The organism is Methanoculleus sp. DTU007 (assembly GCF_001512385.1).
GTDB classification, from domain to species: domain Archaea; phylum Halobacteriota; class Methanomicrobia; order Methanomicrobiales; family Methanoculleaceae; genus Methanoculleus; species Methanoculleus thermophilus.
The window spans coordinates 50340-76810 of the sequence record NZ_LFRO01000038.1; the positions used below are offsets into that span (position 1 = coordinate 50340).

Annotated in this window: 29 protein-coding genes; 17 read left to right on the top strand and 12 right to left on the bottom strand. The window is 60.2% G+C overall.

Features of this window, described 5'->3' with window-relative positions; genetic code table 11:
- Positions 1 to 3: 3 nt before the first annotated feature.
- The 4 genes from ACI94_RS04445 to ACI94_RS04460 are packed head-to-tail and all read left to right on the top strand — an operon-like array spanning position 4 to position 3278.
- The gene (locus tag ACI94_RS04445) at positions 4 to 1128 is read left to right on the top strand and encodes an acetylornithine transaminase (protein ID WP_066956692.1); all 1125 of its coding nucleotides are present in this window, start codon (positions 4 to 6) and stop codon (positions 1126 to 1128) included.
- A complete protein-coding gene (gene hisC, locus ACI94_RS04450; protein ID WP_286681148.1) occupies positions 1112 to 2170 on the top strand; it encodes a histidinol-phosphate transaminase in 1059 nt (352 codons plus the stop codon). The genes ACI94_RS04445 and hisC overlap by 17 nt, the downstream gene beginning before the upstream one ends.
- Entirely contained in the window at positions 2167 to 2679 is a 513-nt protein-coding gene (locus ACI94_RS04455; RefSeq protein ID WP_066956685.1) for an adenylate kinase family protein, read from the top strand. Before hisC ends, ACI94_RS04455 begins: the two co-directional genes overlap by 4 nt.
- Positions 2676 to 3278, top strand: a complete 603-nt coding sequence (locus ACI94_RS04460; protein ID WP_066956682.1) for a CDP-alcohol phosphatidyltransferase family protein — start codon at positions 2676 to 2678, stop codon at positions 3276 to 3278. The genes ACI94_RS04455 and ACI94_RS04460 overlap by 4 nt, the downstream gene beginning before the upstream one ends.
- A 109-nt stretch (positions 3279 to 3387) precedes the next feature.
- Here the strand turns inward: ACI94_RS04460 and ACI94_RS04465 are convergent, their stop codons facing one another.
- Positions 3388 to 3873, bottom strand: a complete 486-nt coding sequence (locus tag ACI94_RS04465; RefSeq protein WP_083524794.1) for a TspO/MBR family protein — start codon at positions 3871 to 3873, stop codon at positions 3388 to 3390.
- Between the two features lie 93 nt (positions 3874 to 3966).
- Positions 3967 to 6294, bottom strand: a complete 2328-nt coding sequence (locus tag ACI94_RS04470) for a PAS domain S-box protein (RefSeq protein WP_161937575.1) — start codon at positions 6292 to 6294, stop codon at positions 3967 to 3969.
- 203 nt (positions 6295 to 6497) lie between these two features.
- Here ACI94_RS04470 and ACI94_RS04475 point away from each other — a divergent pair, with 203 nt between their 5' ends.
- A complete protein-coding gene (locus ACI94_RS04475) occupies positions 6498 to 7631 on the top strand; it encodes a PKD domain-containing protein (protein WP_286681149.1) in 1134 nt (377 codons plus the stop codon).
- 45 nt (positions 7632 to 7676) lie between these two features.
- Here the strand turns inward: ACI94_RS04475 and ACI94_RS04480 are convergent, their stop codons facing one another.
- The 4 genes from ACI94_RS04480 to cutA are packed head-to-tail and all read right to left on the bottom strand — an operon-like array spanning position 7677 to position 9479.
- Positions 7677 to 7955 carry a DUF1894 domain-containing protein gene (locus tag ACI94_RS04480; RefSeq protein WP_066956669.1) on the bottom strand — a complete coding sequence of 93 codons (279 nt, stop codon included), beginning with the start codon at positions 7953 to 7955 and terminating at the stop codon, positions 7677 to 7679.
- Complete coding sequence (locus ACI94_RS04485; protein ID WP_066956666.1) at positions 7931 to 8416, bottom strand: DUF1890 domain-containing protein; 486 nt, start codon at positions 8414 to 8416, stop codon at positions 7931 to 7933. Before ACI94_RS04485 ends, ACI94_RS04480 begins: the two co-directional genes overlap by 25 nt.
- A 2-nt stretch (positions 8417 to 8418) precedes the next feature.
- On the bottom strand, positions 8419 to 9162 hold the full coding sequence (gene fdhD, locus ACI94_RS04490; protein WP_066956662.1) for a formate dehydrogenase accessory sulfurtransferase FdhD: 744 nt from the start codon (positions 9160 to 9162) through the stop codon (positions 8419 to 8421).
- Positions 9162 to 9479 (bottom strand): divalent-cation tolerance protein CutA, encoded by a 318-nt coding sequence (cutA, locus tag ACI94_RS04495; protein WP_286681150.1) that lies wholly within the window; start codon positions 9477 to 9479, stop codon positions 9162 to 9164. Before cutA ends, fdhD begins: the two co-directional genes overlap by 1 nt.
- Before the next feature lie 351 nt (positions 9480 to 9830).
- Here cutA and ACI94_RS04500 point away from each other — a divergent pair, with 351 nt between their 5' ends.
- The 5 genes from ACI94_RS04500 to ACI94_RS04520 all read left to right on the top strand — a co-directional run bounded on the left by ACI94_RS04500 (position 9831) and on the right by ACI94_RS04520 (position 15349).
- Positions 9831 to 10979: an LL-diaminopimelate aminotransferase gene (locus ACI94_RS04500; protein WP_066956657.1), complete on the top strand. Its 1149-nt coding sequence runs from the start codon at positions 9831 to 9833 to the stop codon at positions 10977 to 10979.
- A complete protein-coding gene (gene lysA, locus ACI94_RS04505; protein WP_066956654.1) occupies positions 10976 to 12268 on the top strand; it encodes a diaminopimelate decarboxylase in 1293 nt (430 codons plus the stop codon). The genes ACI94_RS04500 and lysA overlap by 4 nt, the downstream gene beginning before the upstream one ends.
- 16 nt (positions 12269 to 12284) lie before the next feature.
- Positions 12285 to 13568 carry a nucleotide-binding protein gene (locus tag ACI94_RS04510; protein ID WP_066956651.1) on the top strand — a complete coding sequence of 428 codons (1284 nt, stop codon included), beginning with the start codon at positions 12285 to 12287 and terminating at the stop codon, positions 13566 to 13568.
- Between the two features lie 108 nt (positions 13569 to 13676).
- Entirely contained in the window at positions 13677 to 14651 is a 975-nt protein-coding gene (radA, locus tag ACI94_RS04515; protein ID WP_066956648.1) for a DNA repair and recombination protein RadA, read from the top strand.
- The gene (locus ACI94_RS04520; RefSeq protein WP_066956645.1) at positions 14645 to 15349 is read left to right on the top strand and encodes a phosphoglycolate phosphatase; all 705 of its coding nucleotides are present in this window, start codon (positions 14645 to 14647) and stop codon (positions 15347 to 15349) included. The genes radA and ACI94_RS04520 overlap by 7 nt, the downstream gene beginning before the upstream one ends.
- On the opposite strand, the gene ACI94_RS04525 is transcribed toward ACI94_RS04520, so the two are convergent.
- The 3 genes from ACI94_RS04525 to ACI94_RS04535 form a co-directional block, all read right to left on the bottom strand.
- Complete coding sequence (locus ACI94_RS04525; RefSeq protein WP_286681151.1) at positions 15325 to 15582, bottom strand: PRC-barrel domain-containing protein; 258 nt, start codon at positions 15580 to 15582, stop codon at positions 15325 to 15327. The two genes, ACI94_RS04520 and ACI94_RS04525, sit on opposite strands and share 25 nt — an antisense overlap.
- 243 nt (positions 15583 to 15825) lie before the next feature.
- Positions 15826 to 16035, bottom strand: coding sequence for a histone family protein (locus ACI94_RS04530; RefSeq protein ID WP_011844756.1), 210 nt, complete (start codon positions 16033 to 16035; stop codon positions 15826 to 15828).
- A gap of 144 nt (positions 16036 to 16179) precedes the next feature.
- Positions 16180 to 17061 carry a CBS domain-containing protein gene (locus ACI94_RS04535; RefSeq protein ID WP_273259196.1) on the bottom strand — a complete coding sequence of 294 codons (882 nt, stop codon included), beginning with the start codon at positions 17059 to 17061 and terminating at the stop codon, positions 16180 to 16182.
- Between the two features lie 48 nt (positions 17062 to 17109).
- Here ACI94_RS04535 and ACI94_RS04540 point away from each other — a divergent pair, with 48 nt between their 5' ends.
- Positions 17110 to 18090, top strand: a complete 981-nt coding sequence (locus ACI94_RS04540; RefSeq protein ID WP_286681152.1) for a GTPase — start codon at positions 17110 to 17112, stop codon at positions 18088 to 18090.
- Here ACI94_RS04540 and ACI94_RS04545 read toward each other — a convergent pair.
- On the bottom strand, positions 18023 to 18934 hold the full coding sequence (locus ACI94_RS04545; RefSeq protein WP_066956634.1) for a presenilin family intramembrane aspartyl protease PSH: 912 nt from the start codon (positions 18932 to 18934) through the stop codon (positions 18023 to 18025). The genes ACI94_RS04540 and ACI94_RS04545 overlap by 68 nt on opposite strands.
- 57 nt (positions 18935 to 18991) lie before the next feature.
- Here ACI94_RS04545 and ACI94_RS04550 point away from each other — a divergent pair, with 57 nt between their 5' ends.
- The 5 genes from ACI94_RS04550 to ACI94_RS04570 all read left to right on the top strand — a co-directional run bounded on the left by ACI94_RS04550 (position 18992) and on the right by ACI94_RS04570 (position 23251).
- Positions 18992 to 19306 (top strand): hypothetical protein, encoded by a 315-nt coding sequence (locus ACI94_RS04550; RefSeq protein ID WP_066956630.1) that lies wholly within the window; start codon positions 18992 to 18994, stop codon positions 19304 to 19306.
- 49 nt (positions 19307 to 19355) lie between these two features.
- Entirely contained in the window at positions 19356 to 20357 is a 1002-nt protein-coding gene (gene fen, locus ACI94_RS04555) for a flap endonuclease-1 (protein WP_066956627.1), read from the top strand.
- A 364-nt stretch (positions 20358 to 20721) separates the two neighbouring features.
- Entirely contained in the window at positions 20722 to 22221 is a 1500-nt protein-coding gene (locus tag ACI94_RS04560; protein ID WP_286681153.1) for a DUF2193 domain-containing protein, read from the top strand.
- Positions 22222 to 22234: 13 nt separating this feature from the next.
- Positions 22235 to 22444, top strand: a complete 210-nt coding sequence (locus ACI94_RS04565; protein WP_066956622.1) for a DUF2180 family protein — start codon at positions 22235 to 22237, stop codon at positions 22442 to 22444.
- Between the two features lie 63 nt (positions 22445 to 22507).
- Positions 22508 to 23251 carry an MIP/aquaporin family protein gene (locus ACI94_RS04570; RefSeq protein ID WP_066956619.1) on the top strand — a complete coding sequence of 248 codons (744 nt, stop codon included), beginning with the start codon at positions 22508 to 22510 and terminating at the stop codon, positions 23249 to 23251.
- A gap of 368 nt (positions 23252 to 23619) precedes the next feature.
- Here the strand turns inward: ACI94_RS04570 and ACI94_RS04575 are convergent, their stop codons facing one another.
- Together ACI94_RS04575 and ACI94_RS04580 are read right to left on the bottom strand one after the other, a co-directional pair.
- The gene (locus tag ACI94_RS04575; protein WP_066956616.1) at positions 23620 to 25239 is read right to left on the bottom strand and encodes a thiamine pyrophosphate-binding protein; all 1620 of its coding nucleotides are present in this window, start codon (positions 25237 to 25239) and stop codon (positions 23620 to 23622) included.
- Entirely contained in the window at positions 25220 to 25420 is a 201-nt protein-coding gene (locus tag ACI94_RS04580; protein WP_083524793.1) for a rubredoxin, read from the bottom strand. Before ACI94_RS04580 ends, ACI94_RS04575 begins: the two co-directional genes overlap by 20 nt.
- Before the next feature lie 269 nt (positions 25421 to 25689).
- Between ACI94_RS04580 and nfi the strand changes: the two genes are divergently transcribed.
- Positions 25690 to 26403 carry a deoxyribonuclease V gene (nfi, locus tag ACI94_RS04585; protein WP_066956612.1) on the top strand — a complete coding sequence of 238 codons (714 nt, stop codon included), beginning with the start codon at positions 25690 to 25692 and terminating at the stop codon, positions 26401 to 26403.
- The last annotated feature ends 68 nt before the right edge of the window (positions 26404 to 26471 follow it).

Consider the following 26471-nt stretch of genomic DNA (forward strand, 5'->3'; position numbering starts at 1 on the left):
AATATGGCAGAAGATTCACGCGCGCTTGATGCACGCTACTATATGCCCGCGTTCGGCCGGACGATGAAGATCGTCCGCGGCTCGGGCTCACGCGTCTGGGATGATCAGGGGCGGGAGTACATCGATTGTGTGGCAGGTATTGCGGTCTGCAGCACCGGCCACTGCCACCCGAAGGTGGTCGAGGCAATCTGCAACCAGGCCAAAGAGTTGATCCACTGCTCGAACCTCTACTACGTCCCGAACCAGGCGGAACTCGCAAAAAAACTTGTGGAAATTACGGGACTGTCCAAGGCGTTCTTCTCGAACTCCGGGACGGAGGCGAACGAGGGCGCGATCAAACTGGCCCGCGTGCGGACAGGGAGGAAGAAGTTCGTCGCGTTCAACCACGGGTTCCACGGCAGGACCTGCGGGGCGCTTGCGGTCACGCACAAGCCCGCGATCCGGGAGCCGTTCGAGCCGCTCTCACCCCCCTGCACCTTCGTCGACTACGGCGACCTCGACGCCCTTGCAGATGCGGTCGACAAGGATACCGCCGGGGTCTTCGTCGAGCCGATCCAGGGCGAGGCCGGGGTGCTGATCCCGCCGGAAGGGTTCTTCCGGGGCGTCCGGGAGATCTGCGACGATACCGGCGCGCTGATGATCGTCGATGAGGTGCAGACCGGGATGGGCAGGACAGGGAAGTGGCTTGCGATCCAGCACACCGGCGTCCTCCCCGACATCGTCACGCTCGCGAAGGGGCTTGCGAGCGGGTTCCCCATCGGGGCGCTCGTCGCCCGCGAGGGGCTCGAGTTCAAACGGAGCGAGCACGGCAGCACCTTTGCCGGAGGACCGCTCGCCTGTGCGGCAGCCCTCGCGACGATTGAGGTCATCGAGGAGATCCTCCCCGATATCCCACGCAAGGGCGAGCTCTTCATGAAGGGGCTCTCCCGCCACAACCCCCGCGGCCGCGGCCTGATGATCGGGATCTCCGTCGGCGAGCGGTGCCCGGAGGTCCAGCAGACCTGCGCCGAGAACGGGGTGCTTGTCAACTGCGCCGCCGACGGTAACCTCCGACTGGTTCCACCGCTCGTGATCACCGACGAAGAGATCGAGACCGCTCTCGGTGTCATCAATGCGGCGCTTGATTAGAGCGTGCTACACGGGTGCGGGCGGTTACTCATACGCCAAAAAGGCGGATGATGTCGCACGGGAGTACGGCTTCGATCGGGTCGCCCATCTTGCGAGCAACGAGAACCCTTGGCCCCCCTCTCCCGCCGCGATCGAGGCGGCGGCAGACGCCCTCCGGACGGCAAACCGCTACCCGGACGAGCGGGCGTCTGCCCTGATCGAGGCTCTCCGCCGCTACCACGGCGACTACCGGTTCGTAACCGGCTCGGGCATGGACGGGGTCATTGAGACGGTGATCCGGACGGTCGTCGAGCCCGGCGAGAGCGTGGTTGTCTCGACCCCGACCTTCTCTTTTTACGGGATTGCGGCCGCAGCACACGGCGCACGGGTCACGAGCGTCCCCCGCCGCGAGGACTTCTCGGTCGACCCGGCGACCTTCATCGAGGCATGCCGGGGGGCAAAGCTTGCCTTCCTCTGCTCACCGAACAACCCCACGGGGAACTCCGTCCCGCCGGAGGTTGTCGAGGAGATCCTCGAGGAGATGGACGGGCTGCTCTTCCTCGACAACGCCTACGTCGATTTTGCCGACCTCGACTACCGGCCGCTGATGCACCGTCATGAGAACCTGATTCTTGGGCGGACTATGTCGAAACTCTTCGCCCTTGCCGGGTTCCGGGTCGGCTACGCCTTCGTCCCGGAGTGGCTGGAGCCGTTCTACCAGAAGGCAGCAACGCCATTTGCGTTGAACTCGGTCTCGATGGCGGCGGCCATCGGAGCGCTCGGGGATCTCGACCGGATGCAGAAGATCCGCGACCACGTGCGAATATGGCGGCGGCGGTTCCTTGAAGAGATACCGTTTAGGGTATATCCATCCGACGCAAACTTCGTCATGATCGACGTCACACCCCACACCGGTGATGAGGTGACGGAACGCCTTGCAGCAAGGGGCGTCCTCGTCCGATCCTGCACCAGTTTCCCGGGGCTCGGCAACCATTATATCAGAGTCAGCATTGGTGAAGACTGGGAGAACGCCCAATTCCTCGAGGCGATAAAGGACATATGATGATCGGCATCACCGGCACGCCGGGAACAGGAAAGACGTCCGTCGCAGTCGAACTCGAACGGCGAGGTCACCGGGTCGTCCACCTGAAGGATACGGTGCAGCCTTACATTATTGAGGAGGACTGCGACCGCCAGACGATGGTGGTGGACGTCGACCGGTGGGTCGATGAGTTCGAACCCTTCGACGGGATCATTGAGGGACATCTCGCGCACCTTCTCCCCTGCGACCGGGTGGTGGTGCTCCGGTGCCGTCCGGATATCCTCGCCGAGCGCCTCGCCCCGAGAGACTACCCTCAAGAGAAGGTTGCGGAGAACGCCGAGGCGGAGGCGCTCGACGTCATCCTGATCGAGACGCTCGAGGAGCACCCGGACGATCAGATCCTTGAGGTGGACACAACCTATCTCTCCGTTCATGAATGCGCGGATCGGATAGAACAGTTCATCCGGGGAGAGGTGCCGCCGTCGTACGGCTCCATCGACTGGACCGATTACCTGGAGATAGGCAGATGACGCTCGACCAGTTCCGACCGCAGGTGCAGTGGATCGTTCAGCCCGTAGTAAACCAGGTCCGAAAGATCGGGATCACCCCGAACGGGCTCACGATCGCATCGCTCTTTGTATCGGCACTGGCGGGAATTGCGTTCTATGCCGGCGGCGTTGTCCTCGGTACCATCATGGTCGCACTCAACGCCGTCTGCGACGCGCTCGACGGAGCGCTTGCCCGGGAGATGGGGGTTGCGGGACTCCGCGGCGACTTCCTCGATCACGTCATCGATCGCTACGCCGACATATTCATCATCACCGGGATCTTCGCGGGCGGCGCCGCTTCCTGGCCGATCGGTGTCTTTGCGCTGACCGGCGTCCTGATGTCCTCATACCTCGGCACCCAGGCGCAGGCCGTTGGAATTGGGAGGTACTACGGGGGTATCCTCGGCCGGGCGGACAGGCTCGTGCTGATCATCATCGCGGGCGTTCTCACGGTGCTGATCCCGGGGGAGATCTACGGCCTGAACTATCTCGGCTGGCTTCTTGTTATATTCGGCATCCTCGGACATTACACCGCCATCCAGCGGTTCGCGCACGTCTGGCGGCAGATAGAGAAGCACTGAAGTTCGATGGGGAGCAGCGACCACGCTCTCGAGCGCGATTGGTCCTCTGCGACCTCGATGCGATACCTTCAATTGCGCGGACGCCCTCTGCCTCGAACGAAAGTACACCCTATGGATTGAGGATATAAACTCCATAGGTGAGGTAGGTCGCAAAGGTCACCCAGATGAGGTAGGGGATGAGCAGCACCGCCGCGGGTACCGATACCCGGTAAAAGGCCGCGACCGTCATCAGGATGGCGACCCAGAGGAGCACGATCTCGATGAGAGCAAAGAGCGGTGCCTGCAGTCCGAAGAAGAGATACGACCAGAGGACGTTCAAAACCAGCTGGACGGCAAAGATCGCCATAGCAACCTTCACGCCCTTCTTGCTCCACCCCTTGCTCCAGACAAGGTAGAGCGCAATGCCCATGAGGATGTAGAGCACCGTCCAGACGGGGCCAAAGACCCACGCAGGAGGGTTTAGATCGGGCTTTGCAAGCCCTGCATACCACGTCGGGACAGCCGGCGTCGTGAAGAGAGACCCGATGAGCGCCGCAATCAGGCAGACCCCTATCGCCACCAGAAGCTGAACGAACCGGATGTATGCTGGTGCCACGAAGCCAAGGATGGGCATCGTGGCCCTTAAATCTTTTGATATCAATCCGGGAGCCGATCACTGCCTCAGCAAAAGGCCGACAATACGCCTGTTTCACTCACACTCATCATCAGGGTCCTCATCATCCCCGTCGGGCCAGGAGGGGAGGACCTCACGGAGAGTGAACCGAAACGCCGCACCGGCATCCAGCCGCCCCGCGATCCGGTCCTCCACCCAGATTCTCCCGCCGTAGCGCTCGATGAGGGTGCGAACGATATACAGACCAAGCCCGTCACCGCAACCCTCGGCCCATCCGCGCTCGAACCGGTGAAAGATCGCCTCCTTCAGTCCGTCGGAAATACCCGGCCCGGTATCCTCGACCGATACCAGCACATTCTCGCCATCGTACTCCTCCACCCGTATGGTGATCATGACCTCAGGACCGCCGAGCCTCGCGGCGTTTCGGATGAGGTTTGAGAAGACTTCAGGGAGAAGGCCGTCAGCCCAGACTTTGCAGGAAGTGCCCTCATACTCAATCGCAACATCCGGGAAGGCAGCAATCTCTCCCCTGATGATGGCGTCAAGGTCGAATTCGCCTAGATCTGGGGGATCATGATGGATGCGCCGAATCGTCGAGACATTCCCGATAATCTCAGCACTCTTACGAATGCTGCTCCTGATCTTCTTTGCGTACAGCCCGGCCTCCCCCTCCAGCATCTCAATGAGGAGATCCGTATAGAGGCTCGAGACATTCTCGGCGTTCTTGATGTCGTGCGTCAGGATGTCGAGGTAGAGGTTCGCCTCCCGGTTCGCCGCCTCGAGTCTCTTATGGAGCATTGCTTTCAGGATGCCCGACCCGATCTCTTTCCCTATCGTCTCAAGGAGCGCCCTCTCCTCACGGGAGAAGGATTCTTTTGTTCTGCTCCCGACATAGACCGCCCCCACAACGACCGACTCTGCGATGAGGGGGATACAGGCAAGCGACGAGACCTCGAGCTCCTCGAGTATGCTTGCTTCGATTGAGTTGAGATCACCCCGTCGCTCGATATACCGGGGCTGGCCGGCAACGAAGATGAAGTTGAACGGCCAGTGATGGACCTTGATCACACGGTTCCGGGATACGCTGGATGAGGGCATCCCTCTCTGGCAGTGCAAGAGGGCCCGCTTTCGCTCGGCATCGAGCATATAGACGATCCCAAGGTGCAGCCCCATCAGGTCAAGCGTCTTCTCAAGAGACTCCTCCAGAAGTTCGGCAAGAGAAAGGGAGGTCGCCGTAACACTGATTACCTGGTTAAGCACCATGAGCTGCTCGTTTCGGATCCGGATCTCCTCATTCACCCGCTTGCGCTCGGTGATATCCACCACAGCGGCAAGGGTGCCTTTGAATACGCCCGCATCGTCCACAAGCGGTGACGTGATCATCAGCGCCGTGATCCGCTCGCCGTTACTCCTGACAAACTCACACTCATACTCCTCCCGAATGCCGGCTTTCTGGCGGTTCAGGTGGTCGGATATTCTGGCGCGGCAGGAAGGTGAGACAAATGCGTAGATGGATCTGCCGACCATCTCTTCCGGTGAGTACCCGAGCATCTCCGCCATCCGTGGGTTGACAAACGACGTGCAGGCATCCGGGTCAAGCACCCATATCCCCTCGCTGAGACTCTCGACGACAAGCCGGTACTTCTGTTCGCTCTGCCTGAGCGCTTCTTCAACGCGCTTTCTCCGGGTGATGTCGAGGACTCCGGCAAGACAGCCGCCAAAGACTCCGGATGCATCGATGATCGGGGACGTGACCACAAGAGCGTGGACGCGCTCGCCGTCGCTGCGGAGCAGGTCCAGTTCGAACTCCTGCCTCTCGTCGGTTTGACGGCAAAACGGATTTACTTGAGCTTCAATAAACCCGGCAATCGGCGACCCGACCAGGCGTTCGGCAGGGCACCCAAGGATCTCCCCCATGCGCGGGTTTGCAAAGGTGATGAGGCCCGCCGCGTCCACGGAGAGAACACCTTCGTTGAGATTCTCGACCAGTCTCCGGTACATCGCCTCTGAGCGGCGGAGCGCGAGTTCCATCCGCTTCCGCTCCTGCGCATACCTGACGGCCCGGGAGAAGAGTTCCGCATCAGTCTTTCCTTTGACCAGATAATCCTGCGCGCCGCACTCCATAGCACGGAGGACGGCAGGGTCATCTCCAGCCGCGGCAAGCACGATTACCGGGATTTCCGGCGCTACTTCCCGCAGATGGTCGAAGGCCGTCGCTTCCGGGTCCCCCAGATGATCGAGGTCGAGGAGCACCACATCGGTTCCACCCCCCGAAACCGCAGTAAGCCCGTCCTCCGAGCGCTCGCAGTGGATCAACTCAACCTCACGCCCGAACTCGCGGAGAATCTCCCGGAGATTATCGGGACTCTTCCCGATCAGCAGCACGCTTAAGGGTTCACTCATGGTCTCACTCGCATCCAGGCCCGGTACCCGCACGTATCGGCGCAAACGCATCTGTTCCGGCCGAGAAAGGCTAACCGCCGCGCGCGGCCATGCCCGCGACCGGGTATTCATTAACTTGTAGTACCTCCTCTGGGAGATTTATACCTCATTCTTTGGGTGTGCCGGGTCAGGACCGATGCCGCGGTTTGGGGGACGGCGGTATCGTGTGCGGCCGGCGGGGCCCGGCGTTCTCCGGCGGCTATGGAGAAGGAGACCGCGGCCTGAGCGACGTCTGGCGCCTTAAGACCGCAGGATCGAACGACCGGAACCCCACGCACACCTACACCACACCGGGCACCTACACGGTAACCCTGCAGGTATACAACAACGGCGGCTACAACGCCACGCGAATGAACATCACAGTCACGGATCCGGTCCCCCCAACGGCTAGTTTCACCGCCAACCAGACCTCCGGCACCGCCCCACTTGCCGTGCAGTTCAACGACACCTCCACCGGATCGCCGATCGTCTGGAACAGGTCCTTCGGGGACGGTACGTGGTACAACACCACGGACGCGGCGGAGAGGAACGTCACGCACACTTACGCCGCCGCCGGGAATTACACGGTCAGCCTGACGGTCAGCAATGCGGCGGGGAGCAACACGAGCACCAGGACCGACTACATCTGGGTCTCCGCCGCACCCACGCCGACCCCGACCAGCCAGCCGAGCCACGGTGGTGGTGGCGGCAAGACGGGCGGGCCGGACGGCTACAACGTGGGCGGCGACTCGGCCGTGAGCAAGGTCAATGTCACCGGCACGGGGCTCTCCAGGCTGATCGTCACCGGTTGGGCGCAGTCCTCCCCGGGCTCCGGGATCCCCCCGGTGCCGGGCATCCCGTACCAGTACATCAACCTGGTGCCGGCCCGGTTCGAGACGATCACCGGGGCGACGATCACCTTCACCGTCCCGGTCGCGTGGCTCGATGAGCACAACCTCACCGCAGAGGAGATGGTGATGTACCGCTACAACGGCACGGCGTGGGAGGCGCTCCCGACGACGGTCGTGGAAATCACCGGGACATCGGCCACCTTCACGGCGACGAGTCCCGGGTTCGGGCTCTCTGCGATCACGGGGATCAAGCAGCCCGAGGAGCCCGCAACTACCCCGACAGCGACGGCAGAACCCACCGCGACGCAGACCACGGCCGCTCCGGCCGGCGAGCCGGCGCCCGAGATCCCGCTCGGGACCTTCGCCCTTATCGGTTTGTTGATCCTGGTGCTTGCCGCCGGAGGCCATCTGGTCCGCCGCTGGTGGAGGCGGCGGCAGAACCCGGGACTCTCCCGGGATTACGATTGAGACGGCTCAAAAACTCGTCTACTTTTTTTTGGAAAATAGAGACGGTTACTTCTTCCTCGCCCGCAGCCGCGCGATCTCCTCTCCGCCCGGGACCTTCACCACGAACGTTCCGTGGCAGGGTTTGGTGTAGGGGAAGATGAGGTGCTCGCCCTCCACGCCGATATAGAGCGGCGGGACGCCGATGATGTGGACGTCGAATATCTTATAGCCCGGCTCGACCTCGTGGTATTCTTTGACGTTCTTCTTGATATACTCCCGCGCCTCCTTGAATGAGGACTGGGAGAGGATGATCTCGGGTTTCAGTGCTTCGAGACAGCCGCCCATTGCTGCATCACCTCGTCAAGTCTCCGCTTCAGCGGCATGGGGTTGTGCACGGCCTTCGCCGCGACGATCTCGCAGGGGAACTCGATCTCGCCGGCGAGATCGTCGGCGTGCTCCCCGAAGAGAACCGCATACAACCGCGCTGTTGATATGTAGGCCATGGTGCCTGCATACGCAATCCCTGAATCGTTGTGGATGAAGACGAAGCAGAGGTCGAAATCTCGCTCTTTTTCCGTGATCGCATCGATAGTATCGTCAAGATCGGCCATCTCCGAGATGTAATACCGGCCCGGGTCGGCCACCTCCATTAACTTCCGCGCAGCCGTCGTTCCGGCAATCACCGGCCGGATACCCTGCTGGTTCAGCGCATGCGCGAGATAGAGCGCCATGCTCGTCTGGACGGGCACCTGCGGGCACCCGAGCAGGATGAGTGCAGTCTTTTCGTTGTTGTCGTTTTCTCTCATGATTAAGCCTTCTTTAGGCGTTCAAAGACGTCAGGCACCCGCTCAGGGTGCGTATAGATGGTGAACCGCTCCCCCCGCGAAAAGCCGATCAATGTGATTCCCGCTCTCTCGGCCGTGAGGATCCCCCGGTCGGTCGAGGCGGCGCGGGAGACGACGATCGGGATGCCCGCATTCGCCGCCTTCGCGACCATCCCAGCCGGTTGCCGGCCTGTGCAGCCGAGGATGCACCTGGACCGGTCAAGCCCCTGGAGGGCCGCATAGCCCACGACCTTATCGACGGTGTTGTGCCTCCCGACATCGCAGGCCCGGGTGATGAGTTCGCCGTCGCAGAAGAGAACCGAGCAGTGGACGCCGCCGGTTCTCCGCCAGACATCCGACTCGATCGCCGCCGTGACCGCGCGGACGCCGTCGGCCGTTATGGTTATGGACGATGCGACGGATCGCGGTTCGCCGACCACGCGGGAGCCACCGGAAGACTCAGTCTCAAGCTGGAACTCCTTTCTCGCCGGGGCGGAGATATAGATATCCTTCCCGTCGACCTCCACCGAATCGACCCTCTCCGCCAGCCCCTCGGTGATGACGAACCCGGCCCCGAGGTCGGCGAGCCGGTCGTAGCTCGCCACCAGGGCCGTGAGGAACTCTCCGTTTAAGAAGAGCCGCACATGGTCCTCGACGATGATGTCATCGTGAACCTCCCGTGCATCTTCACCCGTCACCTGGATCCCGGCGCGGCAGACGATCTGCATCAGGATGTCGCCTCCTGTATCCAGTCTAGGTAAGGCGCGTAACCGCCGATGATGGGGAGGCCGATGATCTCCGGGACTTCATAACTGTGCAGGCCCTTGATCCGCGCAACAAGTGCGTCGAGCAGATCCGACCGGGTCTTGATGATCAGGAGATGCTCGGATTCCTCCTCGACCGCCCCCTCCCACCGGAAGAGAGACCGCACACCGGTGATATTCACGCAGGCTGCCAGGCGTGCATCAATGATTGCCTCTGCTATTGCCTCCGACTCATCTGCGGGGGCCGTACAGAAGACCACAACGTATTCCGGGAGAGCCATGAATTTAACTTCGCATCGCCCGTATTTAACCGTTCGCGGGACGGGAGCCGGAGCACCCACCCTATCCATCTCCCAGGGAGAAAGCCCTCTATGGGTTCGGTAATCGTTGATCGTGGTCCGGAAGGCATGGCTTGCAAGGGCTCAAGTCGTGCACCTTCGCGGCCGGGAGAGCCCCGAGAGCCGCCGCCACCTGCCTTCCCGCGCCATCTCATATGCTGGGTTTGCGCTCCACCGGAGAGTTTGTATCCACCGGAGCGTCGGGTCTGCTACCGTAACTGCATTACCGGCACGGAAAGCACCCCGGGGGCAAGCAAGAAATTAGATAGGGTTCCATGCGAAACCATTCTGGCAATGTACTCAAGACGCATGGATAACCTTCCCCCGTATCTCTTTGCACGCATTGACGAGATGAAAGAGGAGAAACTGCGCCAGGGTGTCGACGTCATCGACCTCGGTGTCGGCGACCCTGACCTCCCAACTCCCCCGCACATCGTGGAGGCGCTCTGTGAGGCAGCCCGCGATCCAAAGAACCATCACTACCCCTCCTACGCGGGTATGCTCGCCTACCGCGAAGCGGTTGCCCAATGGTACCGGGCCCGGTTCGGGGTCGACCTCGACCCGAAGAAAGAGACCCTCGCGCTCATCGGGTCGAAGGAAGGCATCGCTCACATAGCCGAGGCCTTTGTCAACCCCGGAGAATACGTCCTCGCCGCCGACCCCGGTTACCCCGTCTACAAGACCTCCACGCTCTTTGCCGAAGGAAAGGTCTACGAGATGCCTCTTCTCGCGGAGAACAACTTCCTCCCGGTGCTCGAGGATATCCCCGCCGACGTCGTGAAGCAGGCAAGACTGATGTTCATCAACTATCCAAACAACCCCACCGCCGCCACGGCGCCCCTCTCGTTCTTTGAGGAGGTCGTCGAGTTTGCGCGCGAGCACAACATCGTCGTCGTCCACGACAACGCCTACTCCGAGATCACCTTCGACGGCTACCGGGCGCCCTCGTTCCTTGAGGTGGACGGCGCAATGGAGGTGGGCATCGAGATGCATTCGCTCTCAAAGACCTACAACATGACCGGGTGGCGGATCGGGATGGCCTGCGGGAACGCCGATATTGTCGCAGGGCTTGGCCGGGTCAAGACCAACGTCGACTCCGGGGCCTTCGACGCCATCCAGCACGCCGCAATCGCCGCGCTTACCGGCCCCCAGGACTGTGTCGCGAACGCCTGCGCGATCTACCAGGAGCGCAGGGACGCGCTTGTGAAAGGGCTTACCGAGATCGGGCTTGACGTCAAGGCGCCGAAGGCGACCTTCTACGTCTGGGCGCCGGTCGACGACTGCATGGCGTTTGCTGCAAAACTCCTCGACCAGGCCGGGATCGTCGCGACCCCCGGAGTAGGTTTCGGCAAGAACGGCGAAGGATTCGTCCGGTTCGCAATCACCAGGTCGATCGAGCGGATCAACGAGGCGGTCGACCGGATGCGGGGGCTTGACCTGTGATCCTCCCACCCCACCTCTCGGTCAGGGACGGCCACCTCTGGATCGGCGAGCACGATACGGTGGGCCTTGCCGAACGGTTCGGCACCCCGCTCTACGTCACGAGCGAGGACAGGATCCGCGAGAACTTCCAGCGCCTCTCCGGCGCACTCACCGCCCATTACAAAAAGGTCCGCATCCTCTACGCCGCAAAGGCGAACGGCAACCTCGCGGTCTTCAAGACCCTTGCATCGATGGGCGCAGGGGCGGACGTCTTCTCCGCAGGAGAGGTCGCCCTCGCCCTCGCCTCAGGGATGCGGCCAGAGTCGCTCCTCTTCAACGGGAGCTCAAAGACTCCCTCGGACCATGCCCTCGCGGTCGAGAAGGGGATCCGGGTCTCGGTGGACTCGGTCGACGAACTCCGGCAGCTTGACGCCGTAGCGAAAGAGGCGGGAAAGACCGTCGAGATCGCCTTCAGGGTCAACCCCGCAATCGATGTCCCAACCCACCCGAAGATCGCAACTGGGCTTGCGACGAGCAAGTTCGGCATTCCGGCCGGGCAGATCCTCGATGCCTACCGCGAGGCGCTCGCGCTTGAGAACGTGAACCCCGTCGGGATCCACTGCCACATCGGCTCGCAGATCCTCGCCGTGGAACCCTTCGCCCGCGAGGTCGAGGTGCTGATCGACGTCGCCCGCGACCTCCTCGATATCGGGGTCGATCCCGCGTTCATCGATATCGGAGGCGGCCTCGGGATCCCCTACCGCCGGGAGACGGACCGGGCCCCGACGCCTGAGGACTACGCGGGAGCGGTGATGCCGGTCTTCCTCCGCGGCATCAAAGAACTCGGGATAGAGCCCGAGTTCTGGGTCGAACCGGGCCGGTGGCTCGTCGCCGACTCAACGATCCTCCTAACAAGGGTCAACTCCACGAAGACCGCTCACAAGACCTTCGCGAACGTCGATGCCGGGTTCAATCTCCTGATCCGGCCGACGATGTATGACTCCTACCACGAGGTCGTGGCGGCGAACAAAGCCGACGCCCCAGCCGTTTCCGAGTACTCCGTCACGGGACCGATCTGCGAGACGGGCGACATCCTCGCGAAAGACCGGATGCTCCCCGAACTTGCAGCAGGCGACATCATCGCGGTGCTCGACGCCGGGGCCTACGGGTTTGCGATGTCGTCCCAGTACAACAGCCGCCCGCGGTGCGCCGAAGTCCTCCTTGCAGGCAAGGAGGCAGCCCTGATGCGCCGTGCCGAGACGATCGAGGACCTGACCGCCACCATGGTGACGGTGCCCTGGCAGGAGTAGGCGCGGAGCGGCAGACGTGAAGTTCCACTACCTTCTGGTCGACGATCTCCTCGGAAAGGAGGAGTTCGAACGACGGGTGGAGGAGAAGGTAGCGGAGTCGGGAGACCTCCTCGACGAACAGACGGCGGCTATGCTGGTCGTAAAAGACCTCGGCCGTTCGCATGTTCGTATACGCGACCTTGCCGGGGCTTCGAGCCTCGCCTGCTTCTTTGGAAAGGTCCTCTCCATCGAGGAGCCCCGGGAATTCGAGCGGCCAGACGGCACGACCGGCCTTGTCGCGAACGTGCTGGTGGGCGATGAGACCGGCAGGGCCAGGCTGACCCTCTGGGACGAGAAGGCCGGTGGGATTGCCGAGATCGGGGTAGGCGACGTCCTTGAGGTCCTCGGCAGGCCGAAGGGGCGCGGGAAGATCCCCGACGTCACCGTCGTTGCGGCCCAGGAGGCGGCGTGCGAGATCACCTGCGATGAGGCGGAGACCTCTGCACCCCAAAGTTCGAGAGAAGATCTCGAAGTGAGGCTCATCGCCCTCGGGAGCCCGCGGGCATTCACGAGGCGCGATGGAACCCCGGGAGAGATGGTCGAAGCGGTGATCGGGAACGAAGAGGGAGTCTTTCGGCTCGTCGTCTGGGCTCCCGCTATTCTAGAGGGGTTCCGTGCGGGGGAGACGGTCGTCATCCGCGGTGCCGCTGTCAAGGATGGGGAGAAGGGAATAGAGTACAGCCTCGGCGAAGCGGGCTCCATCACCCGAACGGAGCGGGAGATCGTCGTCCCGCTGGATACCATCGCCGACGTCGAGGAAGGGGGGGCCTATTCTCTTTCCGGCACGGTTGTGCAGGTGCAGCCCGCCCGCTCATTTGTCACGCGGAGCGGGAGGCAGTCTTTGGTCCGGAACCTGGTCATCGCCGACCGGACCGGGGAGATCCCGGTCGTCATCTGGGGCGAGAAGGCAGAAGAGCATCTGGCAGTCGGTGACACGCTCGAAGTCTACAACGTGAGCGCCCGGAAAGGTCGATACGGCGATCTTGAGGTGCATGTCTCCTGGGGAAGCGCCCTCGTTATCCTTGCTAAAGAAGAGGTGGAGGTGGAGGTCGAAGGGACGATCATCCCAACCCGACAGGGGACGGCTCTCGAGACCGCCGATGCCTGCTACCTCCTTGCCGAGCCCCTGCCGGTCGGATACCTGGTGCGCGCGAGAGGAACCGTTTATCGGGGGGTTATCCAAATAAGCCATCTGGAGAGCATAACTCCCGATCGGGACGCGTTGCAGTCACGCCTGGATCGGCTCAACGAGAAGCCCTGATCCCGATCTTCACTTTCACCCCGCACGGCGAGCGACCTTTATGTCTCACGCTATAGACTCTTAGTGTAACGTAACGGAACACACCATAGAGATCAAGTGAGGATTGAGATGTCAGAGATTGATCTTGAAGATTTGCCCGGCGTCGGGGCGGCCACTGCAGAAAAACTCCGCGAAGCCGGTTACGGGACCGTCGAAAGCGTTGCAACGGCTATCACAGCGGATCTTGCCGAAGCAGCGGAGATCGGTGAGGGGACCGCAAAGAAGTTGATCCTTGCCGCCCGCAAGATGGCGGATATCGGAGGCTTCAAGACGGGCCGGGATATCCTCGACAAGAGAAAGGACGTCCAGAAACTCAAGACGCTGGTTCCCGAGTTCGATGAACTGATCGGCGGGGGTTTCGAGACACAGGCGATAACCGAGGTCTACGGAGAATTTGGGTCTGGAAAGAGCCAGATCGTACACCAGATGGCCGTCAACGTCCAGCTCCCCGAAGAAATCGGAGGGCTGCACGGCGGCGTCGTCTATATCGATACCGAGAACACGTTCCGTCCGGAGCGTATCGAGCAGATGGTCAACGGACTCCCCGAAGAAGCCGATATAGGATCGATTGACGAGGTCCTCGAGCGGATCCACGTCGCCCGGGCACACAGCTCCGACCATCAGATGCTGCTCCTCGATACCGCACGCGAGTTAGCAAACGACCTGCGTAAGTCCGACTACCCGATCAGGCTCTTCGTTATCGACTCCCTGACGTCGCTCTTCCGTTCGGAGTATGCAGGGCGCGGCACCCTCGCCCCCCGGCAGCAGAAGCTGAACCGCCACATGCACGACCTCTTAAAACTGCTCGACGACCACAATGCAGTCGGTCTCGTGACCAACCAGGTGATGTCGAACCCCGGCGTCCTCTTCGGCGACCCCACGAAGCCTATCGGCGGCAACATCGTCGGGCACACTGCAACCTTCCGGATATACTTGCGCAAGAGCAAGGGAGGAAAGCGGGTAGCCCGCCTGGTGGACAGTCCCAACCTCCCCGAAGGCGAAGCGGCATTCGTAGTCGAGCAGGCAGGGCTCAAACCGTGTTAAAGGCGCTTGTCACGGACGTCGACGGCACCATAACCGACAGACGGCGGCGGATCAATACCGCCGCCATCGAGGCCATCCGGACGCTCGTCGATTCCGGGATCACAGTGGTGCTTGCAAGCGGCAACACCGTCTGCTTCATGGACGGGCTCTGCAAGATGATTGGGACGGACGGGACCATCATCGGCGAGAACGGAGGAGTCTATCGGAGGACATTCTCAGGTACGCTCAACATCTCCGGTGACCAGAAAGTCTGTCTTGCTGCGTTTGAAGAACTCAGGGATTATTTTGCCGAGAAGGGTATTGAACTCGAACTTTTTGGCGCGCAGTACCGGTTCGCCGATGTGGCCTTTGCCCGGAACATCGACGCCGATGAAGCGAGGGCGATCATCCGCGACCGTCACCTCCCCGTCCGGGTGCTCGACACCGGGTTTGCGATCCACCTCCAGGTTCTCGGCGTCAACAAGGGAACGGCGCTCCGGGAACTCGCCGGAGAGCTGGGGATTCACCCGGACGAGATGATGGCTATCGGCGACTCGGAGAACGACATCGAGATGCTCAGAGCCGCCGGAGTTGGAGTCGCAGTACGAAATGCCCCGGCACTGACGCAATCGGCGGCAGACTGGGTCTCACAGGGGATGTACGGAGAGGGGTTCGTAGAGGCGGTAAAGAAGTATTATCCCGATCTCTTCAGCAGATAACGGTCGACAACAATATAATCTTTTATATCCTTTACCGCCTCGAACGGAACGAGCATCTTGTCCCCATCCATTCGGTAACCATCAGTCCTGAATGTCTCATCCGGTTTGACGATCAGGTCAATTATCTGCCCGGTATTGAGATCGGCCATGATGTTCTTGAGAGTTCCAATGAGCATGCCATCGTTACTCATTACTCTTTTCTTTGCAAGGGTCCGGCAGAGGGTTTTGCTCATACAGAGTTTGAGGTCTTTTTACTATTTAAACTTTTAAATTTCCCAAATATCCTTTAAATGCGGCGTTCCGGAATTAGAATGAGGGTTGAGAACACCCGGATGAATTCCGGATCGTGCTGGTCATACCCCAAGAAAGACCGGGATTGACGATTGAGGAGGATCTATGCGGATTTCAAGAGGAATATCTGCAAAAAAGCCGCCCAAAGGGTTTGCCCTGGCCGAAAAATAGAAGTTAGAATTGTTTCATTTAACAGTCTCGGCGGCCATCCGAACATCTGTTGCTTTGACTGTCTTTCTGCCTGCATGACCTGCGAGTTTAATCGCCTCTTTTGCGATTCTCGACGCGTACTGCTCCATTAACTTTGCAAGTTCTTCATTGGCATCGGAACTAACTCGCTCCGCGCCGGATTTCTTCACGATTCTCCCAACTGGTGCCAGAGGTATATCAGTCATGATCTTATTCCCCCCTTTTCATTGAGCTCTGTTCATTGTACTCTCAAACAGAGCTCGTTTTACAGAAGCACCATAGGTATTCTCATATAAATACTTATCCGTCAGCAGAGGGGTTGAAGTGACAAATTCAGAACGGGGAGGGTATCAAAGTGAGGGAAAGACCCGAATAATATCGGTCTGAGTAACGATCCCAACGGGCTTACCATCCTCGACTACAATCAATCTCCCAATCTCTCGTTCTTTGAATCGTCTAACGAGTTCGTAGAGTCGGATTGATGACGGCACCATCACCACATCGGGGGTCATAATCTGTGCAACGGGCGCATCCATACTCAACCCTTCGTCCAGAGCGCGAGCGATATCGCTCAGCGTCACGATGCCCGCAAGATCGCCATTATCCCCAATCACCGGGGCACCGTGGATACGGTGGAGATTAAAGAGGTGAACTGCGTCACGAAGGGTGGCGGAGACCGGCAGGGTCAGAAGCGGTGTGCTCATGTAGTGCTTGATCGCCTGTTTCGGAAGGGATATCATCTCCGCGACGCTGATAAGAAGCGCCTGCAGGTTTTCATCCATTCCATAGACCTCACCCCGGACAAGGAGTTTATTCACCGGTGTGGGCCCGATAGAGACCATATCCCCGACACGGAAGAGTTTCACGCTCCCGATGATCCGGACCATCGCGTGGCAGAGGTCCGGATGGCAGAGAGTGGTGAAATCGAGCTCAGCGACCCGGACACCCTTCACCTTCTCACCGTCGCGAAAGATCGGCACCTCGGACTGGTGCTCGAGGTCTCCCAGATGCAGTTCCTTGTATGCACGTGCAGTCGGGCTGTAACCGCCTTTGGGGCCGGGCACGCCGTCGACAAGCCCCAATGCTTTTAATGCCTGCATCTGGTTGCGAACAGTACCGGGGTTGCGCTTCAGTACATCCGCGATCTCCTCACCTTTTATAGAGTGGGAGGACTGATGATATAGAGTAATTAAAGTAATCAAGATGTCCTTCTGAATCGGAGAGAGATCCATAGTTATCAGTCATAATATGTTGTTTAAATACATTAGGTTGTGCTTGCAGTGGAATTCGAAACTATCCCGACCGTTCCGACAGCGGACGAAGTGCTCGACCGCAGTCTTCGCAGGGCAGCTGCCAAGAAGAAACTGAAGACAAATGTCGATAGAGCAAACGAGGAGTTTGTGAGAGCGGTCGCGAGCGCCATCCACGATAAGTTGAAGAGCGTGGTCAGTTCGTTTCCGAGTTTCGAGCGCCTCCCTCCCTTCTACCGCGAGGTGGCCGATATCCTCATCTCCCTCGACCGGATTAAAAAGTCCCTCGGCGCCGTCTCCTGGGCGGCCGACCAGGCCAGGACCGTCGGCTCCGGTTATGCCCGCAGTATGCGGTCAGGAGGGGAGACTGACCGGAAACGGCGGCAGGCCGTTGCCCGCATCGCCTCCATCGTCCATCAGGTGGAAGATGACCTCATATTCTTAAACGAAGCCCGAAACATCCTGCGCAAACTCCCGCACGTGAGCGAAGATGAGTTCACCATCGTGGTGGCAGGGTTTCCGAACGTCGGGAAATCCTCGTTCATCAGGCTTGTCTCCACGGCGGAGCCAGAGATTGCGGCATATCCCTTCACCACCAAGGGGATCATCGTTGGCCACCGCGATATCGGGAGACACGAACGAATCCAGTTCATCGATACGCCCGGAGTCCTCGAGCGCCCGGCGGAGGAGAGGAACCCCATCGAGCGGCAAGCGGTGAGCGCCATCATCAACACGGCCGATCTCGTCCTCTTCATCATTGATACAAGCGAACACTGCGGATACTCGATAGAGAACCAGGTCCGACTCTTGGACGAGATCCGCCGGCTTGTCGAGGTTCCGATTCTCACGGTCGTAAACAAGGCGGATATCCGCGCAATCGAAGGATACCCGACGATGTCCACCCTCACCGGCAAGGGGGTGGACGAGGTCCTCGACCTCTTGCTCACATACCGAAAGGAATCCAAGAAAGCGAGCCCGCGAGGACCGCTCCAATCAGAAAACCAGCAATAGCACCGCCGTTTAGCGGCGGCAGCCCCGCCTGGGGTTTGCCCTTGTTGACGAAGAAGAGCAGCACGGCAAGGCCGGCGAGCGAGCCCGCCATCGCGCCGATCGTCGGGGCGGAGAGGATCCAGAGGACCGGGGGGGCGCCTGCAAACGTATGCGAGGACGCGACGAGGATGGAGGGCATGATGAGGTCGCCCATCCCCATGAGATACGCGCCGCGCTCTTCCCCTTCCGTCATAGTGAGGCCCTCCCGCCGGAACGAGTAGTCCGCTCTCTTCGGGACCACGACCATGATGGGCGCTTTTGTCTTGAGGACGCCTTCGGCAAGCGTAATCATATGCTTTGTCCGATAGACCGATACGGCATCGTAGACCGCGAGCAACACGAGCAGCACGAGCACCGGTAGAATTGCGAGAGATATCCCGAATATGGAAGCTACGCCCGCGGATATCAGGACGCCAAGAATATCGATGACGTACCATTCAGGGTAGAAGTAGAGGAGCGCCGTCGCGGCTCCTGCGCCGACGAGCGCGACAATAGCCGCAGCATCAGTGGTCCCGAGCACGAGGAGGGAGAGTGACGAAAAGATGTAGAGGAAGGTCATAAAGAGCGCAAAACCGACGATGACGGCAATGAAGCGCTGCCCTCCAAACCGCATCAGGAGGAGCAGAAAGAGTGTGAATACAAGCAGTATCCCTATGAAAAACAGGGGATTTGCGACCGACTCTGGGTCTTCGAACGCCACAAGCCCTGCCGCCTGCATGGGCATGACGAGTACGATAGCAAGGATCTGGACGGCAAGGAGCATGATGGGCATCCCGAGAATTGGCAGCCAGTCGCGTATCTTCATAACAGGACTCCATTCACTTTAGGTAGGTTAATTAATGCATCCTCATCACTTTAAAATATGGAGATTCGCGAACTCATCATCGACATTGTTCTCACTATCGTGATGGTGATCTCGACCGTTGTGCTGGTCATGCGGTTCTGGCAGGATCTGACGATAGCGATTGCCGCAACGTTCATGATGCTCTCCCTTGGAGGGTTGCTCATCTCGCTCGGTATGAAGATTGTGAGCCTTGAAGAGAGTATCACACAGCGGGAGCGCACCATACGGGTGAATATGGAAGAGATGGGGAAGACGATGACGGCCAAATACGAGAATACCGTGAGCCACATCGAAGAGATCGTCGACGGGCTCTCCCGGCGGATGTACCGGTAATACGGATCGCCACCTTAATGGCCTCTTCCCTTCTCATGAGTAAGGTATCATGGGCGTTGCTATCCGCGATATCCTGGCAGACTGTAAAGAGACGCTGACGTGGGATGAACTCTCCGGCACTGCGGCAGTGGATGCGCACAACGCGCTTTATCAGTTCCTCTCGATCATCCGGCAGCCCGACGGGACTCCGTTAATGAATGATGCAGGAGAGATCACATCGCATCTCTCCGGTATCCTCTTTCGAACGGTCAACTTCCTGGAGATGGGCATCAAACCCGTCTTTGTCTTTGATGGAAAACCGCCGGAATTCAAACAGGAGACGATTGAAGAGCGGCGCCTCGCCCGCACAAAGGCCGACGAGGCCTGGAAGGCAGCGCTCCGGGAGGGAGACATGGAGGAGGCTTACCGGCAGGCAAGCGCATCATCCCGGATCGACAGCCATGTCATCACGTCGTCCCATGAACTCCTCGACCTGCTCGGGATCCCCTGGGTGCAGGCGCCAAGCGAGGGCGAGGCGCAGGCAGCATACATGGTTCAGGAAGGGAAGGTCACCTACTCCGTCTCCCAGGACTACGACTCGCTCCTCTTCGGCTCTCCGGTCCTGGTGAGGAACCTCACGGTCAGCGGCCGGCGAAAGATCAGAGGGCGGACGATCACGGTGAATCCCGAACGAATCGTCTTATCAGCCCTCCAAAAATGCCTGGGCGTGACAAGGGAGCAGTTGATCGAGATCGGGATCCTGGTAGGAACGGACTTTAACCCGGGCATCCGGGGCATCGGGGGCAAGACGGCCCTGAAGATCGTGCGAAGCGGCGCGTTTGACTCGGTGATAGCCGAAAAGCAGCCCGAGTTCGATCCCGATCCAATTCGGGAGTTCTTCCTTAGCCCTCCGGTCACCGACGATTACACCCTCGAGTGGAGGGCTCCGGACGTGGAGGGGGTCGTTGAGATGCTCTGCGGGCGCTACGACTTCTCCGAAGACCGCGTCAGAAGCGCTCTCGCCAAGGTCTCGGTGAAGGCGGCGCAGAAGACCCTGGATGCCTGGTTTTGATACTTGAGGAATGGCATTAAGCGACGGGGCCGAAGATCAAAGAAAAATCGATGGCCCGGAATGACTTTTTTTTCTAAGAGGAGCCCTGAGCCCGGACTACGACACAAAACATATATCCTTAAACGACCCAAGTCACCGATCGACGAGTATCTATCGGGATTCGAAGGCGAGAGGGAGGGTGCACGGGCCGATACCGTATTTCCGAAATTTCAATCCCGCTCCAGTATCCCAAGCAACTGTCAGCATTCTCCCTCCTGGGAATTGTCTGCCGGACTCCGGGGGTCCAGCAGGGACCCCCGTATGTATCGCACATTCAGACTGACTGTCCGAAGACCGGACAGTGGAAGTTACCAGGTGATCGTATATGAGAGAACTCTACGAAAAGATGATAAATGAGGCCATGGCCGCCCAGCGGGCGGACGTGGAGACGGTAAGGGCGAAACGCGGTCAGAAGTTCGTCATCGAGGACACGAAACCCTACGTCGACGTGACGAAGAAGATGACGGCGATCGGGGACCAGAGCCAAGCAGTCATCGACCTCCACAAGAACTCGGTAGTCTCGCACTACGAGATCCTCAAGAGCCTCACAAAGACAGTCCGTCCCGAAGACGACCCCTTCGTCGAGCACTACCAGACACCCGTGGTGCTTGAGATCTTAAAGGATCAGGACGAAGCGTTCGCAAAGAGCGTTGATACATTCATCCAGGCAATCGCCGATGCAGAGGCCCTGATCGGTCTGGAATCGGTGCGCCACTACGGCGGGTTCTACGGTCCTACCTGCGTCGTCGATTTCGCTCTGATGCCGGGGAGCACGAGCAACGTGGTGAACCGCATACTCCAGAAGACCGATATCCCGGTCGAGCACAAGCGCGCCATTCTCGCCGCCAAATCTTGGGGTATGAACACCTCCTACGGGCTCGGCGACGCCTTCTCTAAAGCCCTCGAAGCTGGGGATACCCCCGCTGAGGCGACGAAGAAAGAGATCGCGATCATGCAGAAACTCTACCGCGAACCGGTAGAAGCCCAGGCGGAGCTGATGGATGAAGCCGGGATGACGTCGTTTGACCCGAGGAAATACATGGCCGAGTACCGTCGGCGGATGGAGACGACCGTCAAGGCAGCCATCGATGATGGTGTCCACTACGGCAACATCCTGACCGTTCCCGCCTACAGTGTCGGCGATGTCGCACACCACATCGCCCAGTCGACCTTCAACATGTGTAAGGACGACGTCGTGATGGCGACGATCGAGGCGGTCACCGATGTGATGGAGTCGACGCTGCGAAACTCACTCGATGCCTACAAGAGTTACTGGGACGTCCTCAATCTTGCAACCGGTGCTTCGGCCGCAGCGGCTGAGTACCTCCTCGAACTCGATGGGTTCAACGCCCCCATGGTCGTCGACCTGCTCACGAAGAGGTTCCACAACTATGTCCAGGTCTACCCCGACCGGGGCGCGGCGGTGGAACTCCACAACTGCGACTTCATGGACATGATCTACCGCGGGTGGAAGATCCTCGATAAGGCAGAACGGGGCGCGAACGGGTCCGGCGAGGAACTGATCCCCCGGGTCGGCAAGTACCCCGTCGATCTTACACCCATCCGCAAGAACGAAGTGCTGATGAATCCGCAGTGGTACGTCTACCCGGCCTGCGCCATAACGGTCCGGTTCGCCGCCCTGATGAGCCTCGCCGACTACCCGTGCCTCCTGACGAGCGAGCCCGTGACTGCAACGATGATGACGAACATCATCGCTCTCGAGAAGGAGACGGCAGCCGCTCCGGTGCGGGCCTGCAAGAACTGCGCCTCGGCATGTCTGGTCGATCGGCGACACCCGTACTGCCAGTGGAGAGAGGCGGTCTAGAGGAAGAGAGGGCATGAAGTGCTACTACTGCGCCCTTGAGGGGAAGGATAGCGATGCAGTCGCGATCTGCATCGTCTGCGGGATGGGACTCTGCATGGATCATATCGTCCGAAAGGACATCGATGTCTGGGAGGGGGGCTACCCGCTCCCAAGCAAACGCGTAAAGACTCCCTTGCCGAGGATTCTCTGTCCCGAGTGCTACAACGCCCTGTATGGGAAGTAAAGGCACTTAAAACCCATTTTTTGGACTAGACCAAAAAGGAGTATCTCACGTACTGGTGAAACCATGACCATATCCCTTGGAAAACGCTGCCTCGCCGAAGCCGTCGGAATGTTCATACTCGTCTTCTTCGGTACCGGCGCCGCGGTCGTCACGCTGATGCTCGCTGCGGGGACGACCCCGGCGACCCCCTTCAACATAGGGATCGGTGCGCTCGGTGGGCTTGGAGACTGGCTCGCGATCGGGCTCGCCTTCGGTATCGCCATCGCCGGATCGATCTACGCATTCGGGAGGATATCGGGGTGCCACATCAACCCGGCGGTGACGATAGCCCTCTTTGCGACCCGCCGGCTCCCCGGCCGCGACGTCGTCCCGTACATCGTCGCGCAACTGATCGGCGCCGCGGCAGCAAGCCTGCTCCTTGCCTGGGTCGTCGGCCCGGATGCCGTCACGATCGGCGGGCTTGGGGCGACGACGCCGTTCCCCGGCATCGGTTACCTGCAGGCGATCGTCATCGAGGCTATCGGAACATTCCTCCTGATGCTCGTCATCATGGGCGCCGCAGTCGACGAACGGGCCACGCCGGGCTTTGCCGGGCTTGTGGTGGGTCTCGCGGTCGCGGGGATCATCACGACGGTCGGGAACCTGACCGGTGCATCGTTAAACCCCGCCCGTACGTTCGGCCCCTTCCTTGGGGACTGGCTGCTTGCCGGCCAGAGCCTCTGGGAGTTCTTCCCGATCTACATCATCGGCCCCATCGTCGGTGCTGTGCTCGCCGCATTCCTCTACGACTACCTCTGCGAGGAGTAACCAAACTCCAATTATTTTTGAACAGTCCGCCTCACTGGACGCTATGAATTTTCAACAGTCAGAAGAAGAGCGGCGAACCGGAGCGTTCCGGTTCACTGCACATCCCTCCATGGGTGCCCATGATTGAACGGGCACCCACGGAGCCCTTAAGCGTGGAGCAAATTCCCGTGCTCCCACCCGGATCAACGTCCGGCGATCCGCATATACCCGGCACAGAGACCGCGGATGCAGCATCTATGGCCGGGATGTTCACATTACCCTCGGAACCCCATTCCCGCGGGGGACATTTATAGGTTTCGGGCGGGCACCATGCCGCACCCGCCCGATGCCCGCTGCAACCCAACCCCTAAGATTCGTGCACCAGGGAGTCACTCAAACCGTTTCGGGTCGGTCTCGATATCTATTACAACGGGCTTGTCCATCATGAGTGCTCGCCGAACTGCATCGGGGAGGTCCAGAGGCCTGGTCACCCGAATCCCGGCGCCGCCGCAGGACTCTGCATAGAGAGCATAGTCGGGGTTCGTGAGTTCGGTGCCGTACGGCGGATAATTCGCTTCTCGCTGCTCCTCCCGGATCATGGCAAGTTCATGGTTGTTTAAGATCACCACGACCAAGGGGAGGCCGTACTTGACCGCCGTGACAAAGTCAGCCATAACCATGGAAAATCCCCCGTCCCCGGTGATGCAGACGACGGTCGCATCAGGATAGGCAAGCTTCGCGGCGATCGCCCCGGGAAGCCCGAAACCCATCGTCCCGAGGTAGCCCGACATCGCGAACCGTTGCCGCTTCATCCGGAAGTTTCGCCCGAACCACCAGAGGTTCTCCCCAACATCAATAGAGATGAGCGCATCCTCAGGAAGGGTCTCGGAGAGAACCTTCATGATGTAGGGCGGGCGAATAGGTACGGCTTTCGGATCGGCTTCCCGGTCGAGCTGCTCGGACCATGCTTGTTTCTGCTCCGCGAGCCGTTTCCTGACCGACGGGTCATCCCGCGCCCGAACCTGCTCCCGGATCCGGGGTATGGCAACGGCACAGTCCCCCCAGACCGCGGCCGTGAACGGATGCTTGCCGAGCTGGAGCGGGTCGATATCGATATGGACGACCCGTTTCTCCCACGGGATCCCGGTGAAGTCCGAGAAACTCGCACCGCAGGCGATCACAAGATCCGACTCTTCGACGAATGCACGGGCATGCGGCGTCCCGAGCGGCCCGTGCACCCCCGCAACCCATTCATTCTCTTCGGGGAGGACCCCCTTCGCCCGGAAGGTGGTGACGATCGGAGCCTGGATCGTCTTTGCGAGATCAAGGAGAGCTCCGGCTGCATTCATGCTCCCGAATCCCGCAAGAATGACCGGCCGTTGGGCGGCGTCGATCACCTCCACCGCTGCCCTGACGGCCTCGTCGGTCGGGGCAACCCGGACCTCGGGAAGGCAGGTCTCGCGTTCGCAGTAGGACGGCTCGAGGGGTTCACGCTGCACATCGTTCGGGATGGAGAGCTGGGCGACACCGCGCCCAACGATGGCGTAACGGATGGCCCTCGTCAGGAGCTTGACCGCGGTCTTTGGATCGGCAACGGTGTTGTTGAAGACTGAAATAGGCCGGAAAAACGCGTCCTGATCGATCTCCTGGATGCCGCCCGGGCCGGCATACTGCGTCTTCGCCTGACCGGAGAGCGCGAGGACACTCGCCCGGTCTTCTTTTGCATCGTATAGCCCGGTGGCAAGATTCGTCGCTCCGGGCCCGGCGATCGTCAGACAGACCGCGATCTTTCCTGTGAACTTGTTGTAGGCAGACGCTGCGAGGGCAGCGGTCTGCTCGTGTCGGACAACGATATACCGGGCGTCAGGGTTTCGCCTGACCGCATCCACGAGCGGGAGCGACGACGCTCCGGGGATACCGAAGTAAAGGGTGATCCCCCATGCGGCAAGTTCAGAGACCAGGACATCGGCCACGGTCGTGGCGGCCCCTTCAGAGGTAGTCTTCTTCATCTGCCTTCGCCTCCCCCTCATCATTAACCCTTACAAATGCTTCCTTCCCTACACTGCACCCGGGACATCGCCAGTCGTCAGGGAGGTCCTCAAACAGGGTTCCTGGCGGGATCCCGGTGGCGGGGTCTCCCGCCTCCTCGTTATACTCGTAATCACAAACACTGCAGATCCAACGCCCCATACTGCTCACGTCCGAAGGTGGCTTGCCGGGCCGTATCCTTCTCTGGATATAAAACTACCTGGTGAGAGACACGGGCCGGGGCAGTGAGGATGTCTACGACAGCACCAGACCCCAAGGAAAAAGACCGCAGATCGTGAAGGAGGCGGGGTAATCGCTAGCCCCTATAGAATTGTGCATCGAGTAGGGCCTGGTCAGATCGGGTATTCCACCCGGAGTGCCGCACATCCAGAAGGTATATCCACCTGCAAGCCTACGGGCAAGAGACGACTATGGAGATCCGGGAGATCCACCCCTTCGACCTGACGCCGAACGAGGCAGCCCGCCTCCAGGAGGAACTTCGGACCCGGGTCCGCACCTCCGGCGAGATCGGAGAGGTCTCCCTTGTGGCCGGTGCAGATGCCTCCTACACGAAGAGCTCAGACGAGATTCATGCGGTCGTCGTCGCCCTCCGCTGCCCGGACCTTACCGTCGTCGAGCGGGTCTCCGCCTCCATAAGGACGTTGTTCCCCTACATCCCCGGTCTTCTGACCTTCCGGGAAGGTCCTGCCCTCATCGAGGCGTTCCGTAGAATGCGGTCCGAGCCGGACGTCATCTTCTTTGACGGGCAGGGGATCGCCCATCCCCGGGGACTTGGCATCGCAAGCCACATGGGCGTCCTGCTCGACCGCCCCACCATAGGGGTCGCAAAGAGTCTCCTTGTCGGCACAGCGGCTGAGCCGGAGGCCGGCAGGGGATCGACGAGTCCGATCCTCCGGGACGGCGAGACGATCGGGATGGCTGTGCGAACGAAAGAGAGTATCAAGCCGGTCTATGTCTCGGTCGGCCACCGGGTTGAACTCTCACGGGCCGTCGACCTCGTCCTTGAGACCGCACGGGGATACCGCCTCCCCGAACCGACCCGACAGGCCCATCTCTATGCAAACACCGTCCGAAAAGAGGGAGGAGGGGTAAGCAGACAAACCACCCTCTCACATGGAAGATAAAACGAAACCGTTATCAGCGTCCGGACATGAGAGACGTTTGCTGACCGGCGGACCCCGTCCGCCGGGAC